This is a genomic window from Mesotoga sp. BH458_6_3_2_1 (genome assembly GCF_003664995.1).
GTDB lineage: Bacteria > Thermotogota > Thermotogae > Petrotogales > Kosmotogaceae > Mesotoga.
Genome location: NZ_JFHL01000009.1, coordinates 39124 through 53997, shown reverse-complemented (window position 1 = coordinate 53997; position 14874 = coordinate 39124). Strand labels below are relative to the sequence as shown.

Sequence of the window (14874 nt, the reverse complement as noted above, 5' to 3'; positions counted from 1 at the left end):
ATGAAAGGTGCATTTTACTCTGCGACTGGAAACACGTTTCTTGTAGTCGATTCGAGAGATACGAAGCTGAGCGATGAAGGGAAGCGCGATCTCGTTCTCAAGTACGTTAACGACAGAGATGGTGCGATCTTTGTGGAAAGAGACTTCATGGATTACTTCAATCGTGATGGTCATAGGGCTGCCTTTTGCGGAAACGGAGCCAGGACTTTCGTACACTTTATTCACGAAAAAGAAGCCCGAGATAAGGTCGAGTTTTCCTCTTATTCGGGAAGTCTATTGGGCGTTGTGGATGATGATGTCAGCGTGAGGATGCCATCGCCTAAATTCCTTGGAAGTTTCGAGGAGGAAGAATTTCGCGGAGAGATTGTAGTTGTCGGCGTGCCTCATCTTGTGATAGAGGGGGACACGCAGGATATCGACTGGAACGCACTTCTTCCTCTCAGGCACCTGTACGACACAAATATAGACGTCTTCAACGTCCTGGAAGACGGTACGCTTAGAATAAGAACCTTTGAAAGAGGAGTCGAAGCAGAGACGGGCGCCTGTGGCAGCGGTGCGACAGCAGTTGCATGGATTCAAAGCAGAAGGACGGGCAGTGAGAAGATAGTATTGCAGGCCAATGGAGGCGTTCTTACTGTCATCTTCAGAGATGGGGCTGCCTTTCTAGGAGGAGGTGTAGAGAAATGTTCAGAGGAACTGGAACTGCGGTTATAACACCTTTCAAGGACGGCGATGTAGATTTCGATGCATTCGGGAGGTTCATTAGATTCCAGCTTGAGAACAGAATTGAGGCGCTTATAGTCCTTGGGACGACCGGGGAATCCCCAACGATAAGTGATTTTGAACGTACTCAACTGATAAAGATAACCGTTAATGAGGCAAATGGGACTGTGCCGGTGATTGTGGGGACGGGCACCAATTCGACGGAAAAGACCGTCGAGATGTCAACAAAAGCGTTCGATGAGGGTGCCGATGGCGTACTGGTAGTGGTCCCCTATTACAACAAACCAACCCAGGAAGGTCTTTACAGGCACTTTGGAGAGATAGCGACACGTGTACAAGGACCTGTGATAATTTACAACGTTCCGGGAAGAACGGGAACCAACATGCTTCCTGATACGATTATCAGGTGTCTGGATTTCGATAACATTGTCGGAGTGAAAGAGGCAAGTGGAGACCAGTATAATGTTGACTACCTTCTTTCCAGGTTGAAGGCAAATCATTCTGATCTCAAGGTTTGGTCGGGAAACGACGATCAGGCCTTTCATCTCTGCAGTAGTGGCGGCGACGGTGTAATCTCTGTTATTTCTAACGCTGCCCCTTTGAAGACTTCTTCGATGATCCGGTCTATTCTCGGCGGCGACCTCGAGAGTGCCAGGGACTTGCATCTAGAGCTTCTCCCGATTATGAAAGCATTCTTTGTCGAATCGAATCCCATACCCGTTAAGTATGCCCTGAGCTTAATGGGATATTGTCGGAATGAACTTCGCTTGCCTCTTTACGACCTCTCCGATGCGAATCGAACGGTTGTCGAAAGGGCTATGAAAGAGAGTGGTGTGCTGTGAAGTATGGAGTTGTTGGCTCTTCGGGGCGGATGGGAGAAGAAGTTATTGAAGTATTTAGAGACCACGAACTCGTTCTAGAAGTTAATGATGAAGGTATCTTTAGACATGGCGAACCAGAGGTTATCATTGATTTCTCGAATCGTGAAGTTTTGAAAACCACAATCGATCTGACAGATCAATTTGGCGCAGGTCTGGTCATTGGGACGACTGCTCTTCGTCAATCTGACATTTCAGATCTGGAGAAGCTTGCCGAAAAGGTCCCTGTAGTTCAAAGCTTCAATTTCTCTATAGGCATAAACCTGCTGAGAATGATCCTCAAGGAGTTTTCGACTCTATTTGAAGGCTTCGAAGGCGAGATAATTGAAGTACACCACAGTGCGAAGAAAGACGCGCCTTCAGGTACCGCTTTAATGCTGAAGGAATCTACCGGAAGAGACTTGCCAATTCACTCTGTGAGGGCCGGGGGAGTTCCAGGAGATCATACTCTCTTCTTTGCTAATGATGGAGAAGTTATCGAGATAACTCACAGAGCGATCTCCCGCAAAGTATTCGCGATCGGGGCGCTAACGGCAGCTCAGTTCTGTACCAATAAAGAAAAGGGGTTTTACTCCTTTGAGGAGGTCATTAAATGGACGCAGAAATGATAATAAAGATGATAAGAGACTCGAAGAAGAAGACCCCTGCGAAATGCTACATCTCCGGGGAGCTGGACGACCTTTCAACTGAGGGTGTAGAGTTCGTCGGAGGCAAAGACTTTGGGATTCTCTTTGGCGATCTGAAAGATATCAACGGAGTAATCGAGGCAAACAGAGACAAGATTATTGGCTACCGCATTGAAATCAGGGCACGAAACTCAGCCCTTCCCCTCGCGGATCTAACGAAGTATAGGGCGCGAATCGAACCGGGAGCGATTATTCGCGATCTGGTTGAAATTGGAGACAACGCGGTCATAATGATGGGAGCTGTTCTCAATGTCGGTGCAGTGATTGGCAAAGGAACCATGATAGATATGAACGTAGTAGTCGGGGGCAGGGCAATAATTGGAGCCGATTGTCACATAGGAGCTGGAGCCGTTGTCGCTGGCGTTGTGGAGCCCCCTAGCGCGACACCGGTGATTATAGAAGACAATGTGCTTGTGGGAGCCAATGCCGTTATCCTCGAAGGAGTGAGGATTGGTACGAATTCGGTCATAGGGGCCGGAGCGGTGGTAACTAAGGATGTTCCGCCTTTTTCGGTTGCTGCAGGAATGCCCGCGAAGGTCATAAAGCAGTTCGACGAGAAGACTGCAAGCAAGACGAATCTCGTTAAAGAACTTCGTGAGATAAGGGAGAACTAGATGCTCGTTCAAAAGTACGGAGGGTCATCGGTCGCGAATTCCGAAAGAATTCGGAACGTTGCAGAGAGAATCAAGGGACGTGTCGATTCTGGCGAGAAGGTGATCGTGGTAGTCTCTGCAATGGGAAAGACCACGAACGACCTGATATCTCTCGCCGAAAACCTCTCTGAGGAACCTGATCCCAGAGAACTAGCGATGCTGCTTTCGACAGGCGAACAGATGTCTGCAGCTCTTCTTTCGATAGTTCTCATACGAATGGGCGTGAAATCTATCTCTCACAACGCTTTACAGCTTGATATAACGACGGTAGGGGATTTCGGCAATGCAAGAATTGCAGACCTGAATCTCGACAAGATCTACAGCGAGCTTGAGGATCATGACGCAATAGTTGTCACCGGCTTTCAAGGCGTCGATACCGAGGGAAATCTCACTACTTTAGGCCGGGGGGGCTCGGACACATCTGCAGTCGCCATTGCGGCCAAGGCAGGGGTCCCATGTGAGATATTCAGCGATGTGGCAGGCGTTTATACCTGCGATCCCAAGCTTCACAAAGATGCTCGAAAGCTGGAGTACATTACTTACGACGAGATGCTTGAAATGGCCGCTTTGGGGGCAAAAGTCCTCCATTCGAGATCCGTTGAAATAGCGAAGAAGTACAACGTAGAGATCCTCTGTTTGTCTTCTTTCAGCGAAGAAGGGGGTACGAGAGTAGTGAACAGGCTTCCCGAATGGCTTGAACAGCCTGTAGTGACCGGGGCGACAATAGACACGAACCAGCTAAAGATTGCGATTAACAAACTCCCCGGCAACACCGAGATAATCAGCAAGATCTTCCAGGCGGTAGCCGGATCGAGTTTCAACGTGGATATGATATCCATAGTCAACGACAACGGCTACATTCATCTAGCATTTACGGTTATCTCAGCCAGTCCAGCCGCAATAAAGAGGACTATCGAGAATGTGCTGGTCGATGTGGATAACTGGGAACTTGCAATAGATGAAGATGTAGCGAAGATATCGACAGTGGGCGTCGGGATGAGGTCTAGCTCCGGTGTGGCTGCCCGTTTTTTCCTTGCACTGGGGAAAGCAGGAGTAAAAATCATTGCCACGACTACTTCAGAGATCAAGATTTCCGTTCTCGTTCCCAAATCTCAGGCAAGCACAGCCTTGAAGGCTCTGCTCGATGAGTTCGAATTGTGAGTTGATGAGCATGATTTCGAGAGTTTATTCACCTTTTCCTCTTAGAATTGTCAGTGCACATGGAATAAACATAAAAACAGAGCAGGGAGAGTTCCTGGATACATTCGCCGGAATTGGGGTCCTTGCTTTTGGCCACTCAGATGTTGCAACAGTAGAAGCTGTTACCTCGAAGATCAAGCGCTTCTCCCACACTTCGAACTACTTTATCGATGAGGATGCCATTTCTCTAAGTGAAAAACTCCTTCATTTCTCATGCTCTAAAGGTGAAGTTTACTTCTCAAACTCCGGTACGGAGGCTACAGAAGCTGCAATCAAGGCCGTGAGAAAACTCAGGAGTGGGAAACTTGTCTCATTCGAAGGCAATTTCCACGGCAGAACCATGGGTGCTCTTTCTCTTACACACAGTGAGAAACTCCGCAAACCCTTCGAACCCCTCCTTCAAGATGTCCTCTTTCTGCCCAAACGAGTGGAAGATTTCGAAAGGGCAGTGAGAGAAGAAGAAATCGCTGCCGTTTTCGTAGAGACGATACAGGGCAACAGCGGAGTCTTGCCTTATCCTGCCGATCTTGTTCGAACTATAGAAGGGCTCAGAAGAGACAAGGGCTTTCTCGTAGTTGCCGATGAGATTCAGAGCGGTCTGTGCAGGACCGGTGAATACTTCGGTTATCACAATTACGAAATTGAACCTGACATGGTTATACTGGGGAAAGCGGTTGGCGGGGGCCTGCCGCTGGGAGCGGTTGTTTTTAGAGGATTATCGCCATTTGCCCTGGGAGATCACGGGTCGACGTTTGCTCCAAATCCCATCAGTCTTGCTGCAGGACTCTCCGTTGTGTCAAGAATGAATTACGACCTTCTAGAAAGTGTTAGAATATGTGGGGCACAGCTGATGGAGAACCTGAAGAGGCTTCCCTGGGTAAAAGAAGTGAGCGGGATGGGTCTGATGATAGGAGTATCAACAGAAGATCCGGACAAGGTGAAATCCCTGGCCTTTGAAAGAAGGGTGCTTCTCAATGTCACAGGTGGGCGAATAAGGTTCTTGCCGGCCCTAAATATTACGATCGAAGAGATAAACGAGATCACGGAAAGGCTCGATTTTGGAGGTTGAGATGATTGATTTTCAGAAACTCGCAAATGAATTCGGTACTCCCCTTTATGTATATGATGCTCAAAAGATTAGAAAGAGAATTGCCAAAGCCAAGAAGGTCTTCGAGGGTCTCGATGCCGAGATTGTCTTTGCCTTAAAGGCCAACAACAATCCTTCACTTCTAAAGATCATGGCGGAACAGGAAATAGGCGCAGACGTTGTATCCAGGGGAGAGCTACTAGCGTCCAAAATGGCCGGTATGAAGCGAATCCTCTGGAACGGTAACGGCAAGACTCATGAGGATATTGTTCATTTCACCAACCAGGGACTGGACATTGTCTGTGTTGACTCGTTGCAGGAACTCCCTCTATGGGATGGTGTTGACGTGAAAAAGCTCCTGAGAGTCAATCCCGATGTCGATGCGAGAACCCATCCACATATATCTACAGGGCTGAGGGCTCATAAATTCGGTGTTCCTATAGAGAAGGTTGAGGGCGTGGCCGATAGAATTGACGGCCTGCATCTCCATATTGGATCGCAGATAACTGATGTTGAACCCTTTTTAGACGCATATTCAAAGGCACTTGAGTGTGCCAAGGAATTCGGTTTCAAGTACATTGACCTTGGCGGTGGCTGGGGTATCGACTACGAAGGTGAAGAACTTGATATAGAAAAGCTTCAGAAAGGCATTGCGAAACTGTTTTCCGATTTTGAAGGAAAGCTAATTTCCGAGCTCGGAAGATACATAATTGGTCCTGCTGGATATCTGGTGACCACCGTGGTAAGTGTGAAACCTTCTGAGAAGATTTTCGTCGTGACCGATGCCGGTATGAACGCTTTGATAAGGCCGGTACTTTATGATGCCCATCACAGAATACAGGTGCTTTCAGGAACAAGCAAGAGCGTTACAGCGGATGTTGTTGGCCCTCTCTGCGAAAGCGGAGACATCCTCGCAAGAAGCAGAAAGATAGAGGTGCCCATACCGGGAACAGCAATCGTTTTCGAAAACGCTGGCGCCTACGGTTTTTCCATGGCAAACAACTACAATGGAATGCCCTTGCCCGCGGAAGTGCTCGTCGACGGAGACTCTGAAAAACTCATCCGCCGAAGACAAAGCATCGAAGAGCTCTTCACAAATGTCAAAATGTAACCCAATCCCCCTCCTTTGGGGACAGACTCCATTTATTACATCTAGTTAACATTAAAACAATGCGATTATTGTCGCTGTAATAGCGCATTTCAAGCTATCCCTTCTTTGGGGACAGACTCCATTTATTACATCTAGTTAACATTAAAACAATGCGCTTATTGTCGCTGTAATAGCGCATTTCAAGCTATCCCTTCTTTGGGGACAGACTCCATTTTTTACATATAGTTAACATTTGCTAAGAGCTTTTCTCTTGTCATGACTAGACAGTTTTTCCCTTCTTTGTTTAAAATAAGTTCTGAAAGTAGCTGCCACAGTGGTGTAAGAGCAAATTCATTAGATGCATAGACCTTCTTGATGAAGCCATTCCCATGTTGAGGGTATCCTTTTGCCATGAGAATCACCCCTCATCTGTAAGTACAGTTATTCTTCTTTGAGATTGCTTTTCACCGTCTTCAGAGAATTGAGGGAGTCTTCCTCTTTTTGGGGGAAGCATTTGGGTGACTCTTGCATTAAAACGTTTTCGGTTTATGATCAACTGTGAATCGCTTGTTCCCTTGAGCAATAATGTTGCGGAAATGTAAATAATGGAGTCTGTCCCCAGGCAAAAGGAAGCCCCGATGGGCTTCCTCTTTTTTGCGCTATATAGAAGCTTTTTAGTTCGGTGAAATTCCTAGAGTGTTTTATCGAACCAGTCGACTGTAGCTTCAATGAGCTGATTGAAGGCAGTCATATCGCCTGTGAATATGTTGAATGTATGATCTGCGCCCTCAATTAGAAGAACCTTTGATTCAGAATTTCTAGAAGCATCGACGATTCTCCTGGCATTGACGGGATCGACTGTTGTGTCCTCCGCACCATTGATAGCAAGCACTGGTGCGCTTGAGTTAGAGAAGACCTGAAGAACGTCCGTACCATAGGCTTCATCAAACCACTGAAGCCCCAGCTTAAGAGGTGTTCTCCAGTCAAAGGTCAGCTCATAGTAACCATTCTGCTTTGCAATTTCGTACGCCTCTAAGCTTCCAACTCCTGACAGGTCCGGAGCGCCGGCCCAGCAGAGAACGGACTTGTAAGCGGGATTCTGACCTGCCGCGAGCAAAGCGATTGTTCCACCCTGGCTCCAGCCCATTATCCCTGCCCGATGACCATTCACTCTTGGAAGACTCGCCGCATAAGCAAAGGCGATATTCGTGTCGTCTATGGCTGAGGTGAAATTATAGTTTATGTAGTCGGCAGTACTTTCGCCGTTGCCTATGAAGTCAAAGCGAACGCTGGCAATACCGGCCTCTGCGAGCGCTGGAGCCGCCAGCAGGTAACCTCCACCGGCTTCACTCTTATCAGAACCTGTTCCGTGAAGCATAACAACTAACGGAAATGGGCCGTCACCGTTGGGTATGCAGATAACAGCGGGAATCTCATGATCGATATTGGGAATCATGACGGATATTTCTGTATATGCTGCGGGGATTTTCAAGACAGTTCCCACCTGAAGCGCAAATTCATCAGTGATTCCATTAAGTTCGGCAATTTCCTTCCAGTCGACACCATAGGCCTTTCCGATTTCCCATAGAGTATCTCCCTTTACAACAGTGTACTCGCTTCCCGTTGCGAAAAGCATCCCACCAAGAAGCACAACCAAAAGAACGGCTAGAGAAACTCTCCTCGTCACTTTCAACGCTCTCACCCCTTATATAAAGATTTGGTTTCATTTTCAGTATACACCCGCTTTGTTGCCAGACTAAGAAGAAGAGTCTCTTGAAGATAAAGGATTATGAAAAGTCACTTATGACGTCAGGGGCCTGGAGATGAACGTTTGTAAACCAAGAAAGCGTGGAACCTCACGATGTTTCTCGACCGTCTATGGTACTCCAAATTCGCTAACATTTTCGCCATCTGAACTTGATTCAGCATCCCATCTCTCAACTTTCCAGTGAAAGTTGAGTCGACTCACAGTCGCAGCTATCAATGCTCCTCTGAAGCTAAACTTACTACTTGGAACTGATCCTTCACCCAGATGAATGTGGTCTTAATCACTTCGAGTCGTTTATTCGACAGTGCATACTTGAACTCCATAGTCAAATTTCTCGTCATGTTTCATCCACAACAATACTGCTTTGTTACCCTTGAGTGGGAATACTCCGGCGATCAACTCTTCGTTCGACTCTGGGATTTTCATCATGCTTATTATCTCGCCATTCTCTACTCTAAGCGCCTTAAGTTCGAAGGCATCGCCATAAAGAAGCCATTTGCCACCTGGGAGGACCGCACAGGAAGAAGCAGCAAAGAAAGTTCCCGGCTTAGAGGCAGTTTCATTCGATGTGCTGAATAATTCGATCTCCTCGTTTCCATTTACGAAGAAAAGAGTCTCTTGACCTTGAAGCCATTGGAGTGTATTGGTCGAGTATGTTATTCCGATTTGGATCATTGATGAAGTCTCATTGTCCAGCAAATACAGTTCGCCTCTCGGTTCGCGGAACAGGCCATATTTTCCGGTGAAATCGTGACCGAAGAATTCCATTCCTTCGATCACGTTGTAAGAAAACTCCTGAAAGTCTCCTGAAACTTCAACGGCGATCACAGTTCCCGCAAAAGAGAATATCAAGAGTCTTTCATCTCTTTCCCAGTCGAAGCTATACTGTTCAGTTGAAATAATCTTTAAAGCCTCTTCTGGAAGAGGAAAGATATCGAATTCACCTGTCGAAAGATCAAGTATCCTGAATCTCGTCGAATAATTACTTCCCCTAGACATTTCAATCAGCAAATACTTTCCATCCGAAGATACTGAGAACCTTTGCGACGGGTAACCTCTTTCAGCGACATCCAGCCAGATCAACTCTCCCTGAATCAAGTTCGAAGGTCTTTCGATTACTCCAAGATCAGTCGTTGTTACATCCTGCCCCCAGGAAGCATTATTGCTTTCTAGAACTGTTAGGTTCTCAATTCTTTCTCGAATTTCTGCCTCTCTTTCATTCGTCCACCTCGAATAGATGAAACCATAGCTCCTGAATATCTCCGTTGCCTCTTCTACTGAGCTGTCAAGAAATGTTAAAAGCTCAGCTTTTCTTTCGCCTGTCGTAGAACCACCGCTGTCTTCAATTTCACTTAACCAAACTTCAAGAGAGTCCAAAGACTTGTTCAGACTGCTATTCGCCGCAGCAGAAGCTTCTTCACGCTTCGTAACCTTCTCTAAGAAGCCTCTGAACTCACTGCACAGGTTCAGAGACTTCTCCAGATTGCCGGCAGTCAGACCCTTTACAAGTTGGCCATCGAGAGAGAGAGAAAGAGCCATTCCATATTTCTGAATCAAGGCATTTTGTATCATGTAGCGGATGTAATGTTCAAGACTTCCGGATATTGTATCGTCGGGGTATTTCTCATAGTCTGTAATCCTTTCCGTAAACTCATCCATTCTAGACTTCAAATCGTAGCTCTCGTCGTTTATAACTGAAAATTCAAATTCTGCGCTGACAGCTTCTGCCCTCTCTTTGAGAGACTCATTCTCAGAGATAAGACTTCTGAGCAGTTCACTTGATACAGCCTTTTCAGAGATATCCAGCTGTGCAACTCCGTGATTTTCGAGGTAGTCTATCTCTCTCTTCAGAACATACAGCTCATTTCTAAGCTCATTCCACGAAGAGTACCGCTCTTCAACTGAATCAGTCGATACGGCAACGATTCTTAAACTCTCTTCGGCTTGTTCAACTGATATTCTTTGCTTCCACAGATCAGCGACAGTTTCAACCATGGTTGCTATCTTTTCGGTCCATTTTGAAAGGTATTCCTTCTCAAGATTGCCGAAGTCGCGAATCAAGACATCTAGAAAGGTTGTGAAAATGTCAAGCTTTCCGTTTTGAAGAACAAGACTGGCTTGCAGATAAGCGACTGTCATGGTTGTCTTCTCTTCAAGCAAATATTTCAAATCATCTACAGTATTTCTTTTCTCGAGAAGAGCTTGGGCCCTGTTACGTAAGGAGGTAACAGACGACTCAAAGACACTTAGTTCCACTGAGAACTCATTGTTTCCGAAACTATCTGAATAGCAGTAAGCGGGAACTCCGCCAAACAAATCGGCAAATTCCTCCTGGATTGCCGTCGTCCTATCAATGATCTTGTAAGTCGCTTCCATCTCTTTTCCCAGAAGAGAGTCTAGACCTTCAATAATCCAACCGCTCTCTATTAGTTTCACTTCAGGAGAATCGGAGTAAAGCCTCTTCATGAAATCCCTTCCGAAACCGGACTTGTTATCACAGAAACTTTGGATCAGATCACTGCTGCCTGCAAACCAAGAACCTTCGGTGGCTATTCCTGTCCTAAGAGAGTAAAGTTCGACATAAGCAGAAATCTGTTCACTAATCTCTGAGTTCATAGCTTCGATTTCTTCTTTCACGTCTATCTTTTCATAAATGTGTCTGAAACTCTCAGCGAAAGCATCCTTGTTGTTTTCGATAGTACGGAGCAGTTCTGCAACAGATGATTCAAGATTGCCCCATTCATTTGCAGATTCTTCCTGCACAGATCTCTTTCGATCGTTGTATTCTTGAACCGAGATTTCTCCCCTTTCCCTTAGATGATCAAGTTCTGTGAAGATTTGCGACACTGAAGCCTTCAAGGCCGAATTATAATTGTCCTGAATCCTTTGTGTCTCCTCATAGAAGACTCCAGATGTAATCTCGTCCAGTTCAAGTCTTACGAAAAGCTCTTCGATGAGATCAATCGATTTCTGTGATGAAGGAATTCCCTCTGATTCGTAGTGAGAAGCAACAACCTTAATTTCATCTTCAATGGTCTCCACAGTCACAACAGAAGTAAGAGGATCTTTGTTCTCAAATGCTTCTTCAACGTTCTGTGATACTACTTCCGGCACTATTTTCTCTGTCCCAACTATCACGCTGTTTACGCTGATCTCTTTTGTGGCTTTATTCTCTCCGTCATCAGATTGCCGCCGCCTTCGAAGAAAATAGGCTTTGTCGAAATAGCATCTATCGATTTCCGCAATATCCTCGCCCACAACCCTCCTGATCTCTTTCAGGAAACCTATTTCGTTTACGGCCAAATTATTGAACATAATTTGAAACTCTGCTACGTTATAGTACTTCGCGAAAAGCTCTATCAGCAACGAGGGGGTTTCGATGAGATTTTTCAATATGCCTTCTGCCTTCTCCTTCACAGTCTTCTCCAGAGCCTCATGTGACAATTCTTCTCCTTTCGAGATTATCTCGATCTTGACCCTCTCTGTCAGTTTCTCTTTCAACTTCTCTTTCAACTCATCGGAAGCACTTGTCAGAACCTCATCCACCATCTTCTTCTCATCGGAGAGTGTGAAAGGATCTACGAAGTAAGACTTCCACCAGTAGTTTGCAATACGTTCGGTCGCTCCATAATTTGTCTTGACATGATCTATGAAAGTTATCTTGTATGTGGAGTCAATAACCTGCAAAATTGCGTTTTTAAGAACTCCCTTGAAATCACCCTTCAGAATCGGCTCAAGGATACTTTTCCAGTTAGAAAGAAAGTCCGATATCACTTTTTTTGCGGTTGCCAGGGAACTTTTCAATCCTTCTGCAACAGCATAGTCCATGGAACTGTACAGCGAAGATTCGGCAATTGCCATCAGTTGCTTATTTTCTCTAAGCTTCGCCCTCTGGTAAGCCAGCAAAAGCTTTGACATCTCCTCTTCACCGACAGCGTTTATTCGAGCCTCTTCAATACTCTCAATCGATTCTCTAACATCTTCTCTAAACCGAATCAGCAGTGGATCCTTTGAATAGAGCGCATTCACAAAGTGATCTGCCCCCGAGCTCAAGAGACCAGCTTTCTTTGCAAAAGTCTCTATTGCTGCGTTGTATGATTTATTAAGCTCAGTAAGCGACATAGTCTCTTCGACAGTAAGGTTGATCGCACCTGAAAATGCAATAAGATATACACACAGAATAAGAATAAAGACAAAGATCATTTTCACAGCTTTTCCCCCAATCAAGCTCCAGAGGCTCGTTTTATTCTAGCATCTCAGACTCCTTATCTTTTGCCTCAAGGAGACACATCCAGCTTTGCAATTCAATGTGACCCGATGAAAGCCCGTTCCTTTCTTCCTGAAAGGATGTTCATGAAGAGAACTCTACGAAGAATTATTATAGTCTCGTAACTGCGAAACGCTTTTATCACTGTCTGAAAATGAAGAGTGCGTCGATGGTCCCCCGCCTCCGCTAAGGCTATTGTTCTTTGACGCTACTCGTCCAGGTTCTTTATTCCTGGTTAGGTCCTTGCCCTCCGAATGAGCTCATAAATTCCTCATGAACTTGTTTCACCATCTCGATCGTAAGAACCGCTGTAACCTTAAGATCAGAGTCCCGCTGAACGCTTTGAAGAGTTATCACTAGCCGAGACTGAGCGAAAATTGGGACTGCTCTGTTCCTATGGCTTGATCCATTTTTGGCGGGAACCCGAGATCCTGGCCAGAAGCATGCCAGGATGACGCGAAGGACTGTCATCCCGCAGTGCTCCTGTGCGGGATCTCGTACCAAAAACCGCTGAGCGCTGTAAGCGAAAATAGTGACTGACGTGCCCTTAGCGTCTGTCCCATTTTTCGCGTGCATGCTTCGTGAAACCCAAAAGAGCAGATCCTGACCAAAACCATTGTCAGGATGACGTGAAGCGGTATCATCCACTAATTGAGCGTTACTGTCATCTCGTAGAGCCTGCACTGAAATCCACTCACGGGCGAACAGCCGTTCGCCCCTACAAAAGAATCGCATAATCGTCTGACATTGTCATCCCGTAGCATTTCGAATAGAAGACTAACGAACTCCTGACATCTGTCCCCGTCCGTTTCGCCTCCGGCGGGAGACGTTTGCAGGTTCACTGTAAACGATTCTCCAAACTCCGAGCGAGAAGAGCAAAAGATACGCTGCACGGGAAGAACGTGAAGAGCCAGTAGACGATCCTCTTGATCAGTGGTCCAATTCAGAATCATACACTTCTTGTAGGGGCGAACGGCCGTTCGCCCAAAAGAGTACTGATAAGGGAACCGAATAGGGGACTGACGAGCTCCTGACGCCTGTCCACGTCTATTCGAATAATAGAGTCCCTCGGAAGTCTGGAGCCGTCCACTTCCGCTTAGAATTGTGGGGCTATAAGTGTGTTTACGAAATGTAAATAATCGAGTCTGTCCCGAAAAATACTGACCGGCTCCTAAGGTCTGTCCCGTTTTTCACGAATGACCGTTGACGGATAAAGAATAACCGCTCTTAATGCTCTTGATCTTAAATCCCCGCTTGAGCGGGGGGGACCGCTTGCGGTGGGGAGTGTGCGCTCTGAAGCACGCCTCAAACCGTGCGCCCTTTATGAAACTTGAATTGGTATTTACCTCAATTCAGAGAACGGTTTACCGTTGACGGTCAATGTGTTTTTTAGAGTGAATAGCAGTTCTTTGCCTGCAAAGCGGTACTGAAGGTGACTGGCCTGCGTTAGCAGACTGGCTCCCAAATGCTCCTACGGTCTGTCACATTTTTCGCGTAAAAGGCAGATATTCCAATCAACACCCTTTTCGGGCGAACAGCCGTTCGCCCCTACAAAAGAATCGCATAATCGTCTGACATTATCATCCCGTAGCATTTCGAATAGGGGACTGACGGGTTCCTGACTTCCCCATCTATTACAGTAGAAACTAGTCAGGCTTAGCGCTAAGACCCGCTGGTCGCAGTGAAGACAACGTTGTCCGTCGGCGGTCCACCGTTCTCCGAAAAGAGCAGACGTCAATGAGGAAAAAATCGCTATTTGTTCCAGAGGAAGGATCTGTTCTTGGTTAGTCAAAGTAGATCAAAGAGATGCATGTGACGGGGTAAGTTTCATCGCCAATCTTACTGGTTTCTTCTCTCTCAATTCTCTCGTGAGCGCAGCGAACCTCTCCACAATGCTCTTTCTCAATGGTCTTTGCTTGACCGACGCAGTCGGAACTGGCCTCGCCGAAGGCGAGACTGGCCAGGCGGAGCCTGACTGGCGTGCGTAGCACACTGGCAATGAAGGTCTTTCCCCGCGCAGCGGGCCTTGTGTCCGCCGATGATCTTCGGCGCCTTGCGTCGTGCAACTCTCTCTCTTGTCGGAGGACGGCGGACCTTTTACAGTTGACCTGAGGGCTTCCTGCGCAGCGAGCCTCACTTTCTCTGAATCAATCCAATCATGTGTCCTTCGGGATCAGTGAAAAAGGCAAGAATATTATTACCAGATTCGAAAGGGCCTTGAAGTATTTCCTGACCGTGGTCCTGAACCCGCTGCAAAATCTCATTCATGTCTTCGACTTCAATGTACAGTGCCCTATGAGTCGGAAGCACCCCTTTCCCGGTGAATATGCCGCCGTTTATACCTTTTGGATCTCCGCTCTTGAAAGAATGAAATCCCGTATCGCTAACTTCGTTCTCCCACTCAAAGACTTCCTCGTAGAACTCGGAAAGTGATTCTCCATCCAATGCATTGATTTCCCAGTACACAACCGGCATTTTCTTGGACATTATTATTCGCCTCCATATTTAGAAGAAACGCCACA

The 14874-nt window shown here is 46.5% G+C and carries 11 protein-coding genes; 7 read left to right on the top strand and 4 right to left on the bottom strand.

From position 1 onward, the window contains the following. Genes dapF through lysA form a run of 7 tightly spaced genes read left to right on the top strand, consistent with a single transcriptional unit; the run spans position 1 to position 6338 of the window. Positions 1 to 714, top strand: coding sequence for a diaminopimelate epimerase (gene dapF / locus Y697_RS06155; RefSeq protein WP_121550776.1), 714 nt, complete (start codon positions 1 to 3; stop codon positions 712 to 714). Then, on the top strand, positions 684 to 1565 hold the full coding sequence (dapA, locus tag Y697_RS06150) for a 4-hydroxy-tetrahydrodipicolinate synthase (RefSeq protein WP_121550775.1): 882 nt from the start codon (positions 684 to 686) through the stop codon (positions 1563 to 1565). Before dapF ends, dapA begins: the two co-directional genes overlap by 31 nt. Next, entirely contained in the window at positions 1562 to 2209 is a 648-nt protein-coding gene (locus tag Y697_RS06145; RefSeq protein ID WP_121550774.1) for a 4-hydroxy-tetrahydrodipicolinate reductase, read from the top strand. The genes dapA and Y697_RS06145 overlap by 4 nt, the downstream gene beginning before the upstream one ends. Then, positions 2194 to 2901 (top strand): 2,3,4,5-tetrahydropyridine-2,6-dicarboxylate N-acetyltransferase, encoded by a 708-nt coding sequence (gene dapD, locus Y697_RS06140; protein ID WP_121550773.1) that lies wholly within the window; start codon positions 2194 to 2196, stop codon positions 2899 to 2901. The genes Y697_RS06145 and dapD overlap by 16 nt, the downstream gene beginning before the upstream one ends. Continuing rightward, entirely contained in the window at positions 2902 to 4101 is a 1200-nt protein-coding gene (locus Y697_RS06135; RefSeq protein ID WP_121550772.1) for an aspartate kinase, read from the top strand. It begins immediately after the preceding gene. A 10-nt stretch (positions 4102 to 4111) separates the two neighbouring features. Continuing rightward, on the top strand, positions 4112 to 5209 hold the full coding sequence (locus Y697_RS06130; protein ID WP_121550844.1) for an aspartate aminotransferase family protein: 1098 nt from the start codon (positions 4112 to 4114) through the stop codon (positions 5207 to 5209). A 1-nt stretch (position 5210) separates the two neighbouring features. Further along, complete coding sequence (lysA, locus tag Y697_RS06125; RefSeq protein WP_121550771.1) at positions 5211 to 6338, top strand: diaminopimelate decarboxylase; 1128 nt, start codon at positions 5211 to 5213, stop codon at positions 6336 to 6338. 215 nt (positions 6339 to 6553) lie between these two features. Here lysA and Y697_RS14610 read toward each other — a convergent pair whose 3' ends face one another. From Y697_RS14610 to Y697_RS06100, 4 genes are all read right to left on the bottom strand, one after another. Further along, positions 6554 to 6730, bottom strand: coding sequence for a hypothetical protein (locus Y697_RS14610; RefSeq protein ID WP_183083737.1), 177 nt, complete (start codon positions 6728 to 6730; stop codon positions 6554 to 6556). 278 nt (positions 6731 to 7008) lie between these two features. Next, positions 7009 to 8004: an alpha/beta fold hydrolase gene (locus Y697_RS06120; RefSeq protein ID WP_259462345.1), complete on the bottom strand. Its 996-nt coding sequence runs from the start codon at positions 8002 to 8004 to the stop codon at positions 7009 to 7011. A 375-nt stretch (positions 8005 to 8379) separates the two neighbouring features. Continuing rightward, positions 8380 to 12294 (bottom strand): hypothetical protein, encoded by a 3915-nt coding sequence (locus tag Y697_RS06115; protein ID WP_121550769.1) that lies wholly within the window; start codon positions 12292 to 12294, stop codon positions 8380 to 8382. A gap of 2191 nt (positions 12295 to 14485) precedes the next feature. After that, positions 14486 to 14839, bottom strand: coding sequence for a VOC family protein (locus tag Y697_RS06100; protein WP_121550766.1), 354 nt, complete (start codon positions 14837 to 14839; stop codon positions 14486 to 14488). Between the last annotated feature and the right edge of the window lie 35 nt (positions 14840 to 14874).

What these genes read in the sequence shown, in the direction of transcription:
- dapF (WP_121550776.1), top strand. Translation starts at nt 1, where the DNA reads ATGAAAGGTGCATTTTACTCTGCGACTGGAAACACGTTTCTTGTAGTC.
- dapA (WP_121550775.1), top strand. Translation starts at nt 684, where the DNA reads ATGTTCAGAGGAACTGGAACTGCGGTTATAACACCTTTCAAGGACGGC.
- dapD (WP_121550773.1), top strand. Translation starts at nt 2,194, where the DNA reads ATGGACGCAGAAATGATAATAAAGATGATAAGAGACTCGAAGAAGAAG.
- Y697_RS06135 (WP_121550772.1), top strand. Translation starts at nt 2,902, where the DNA reads ATGCTCGTTCAAAAGTACGGAGGGTCATCGGTCGCGAATTCCGAAAGA.
- Y697_RS06130 (WP_121550844.1), top strand. Translation starts at nt 4,112, where the DNA reads ATGATTTCGAGAGTTTATTCACCTTTTCCTCTTAGAATTGTCAGTGCA.
- lysA (WP_121550771.1), top strand. Translation starts at nt 5,211, where the DNA reads ATGATTGATTTTCAGAAACTCGCAAATGAATTCGGTACTCCCCTTTAT.
- Y697_RS14610 (WP_183083737.1), bottom strand. Translation starts at nt 6,730, where the DNA reads ATGGCAAAAGGATACCCTCAACATGGGAATGGCTTCATCAAGAAGGTC.
- Y697_RS06100 (WP_121550766.1), bottom strand. Translation starts at nt 14,839, where the DNA reads ATGTCCAAGAAAATGCCGGTTGTGTACTGGGAAATCAATGCATTGGAT.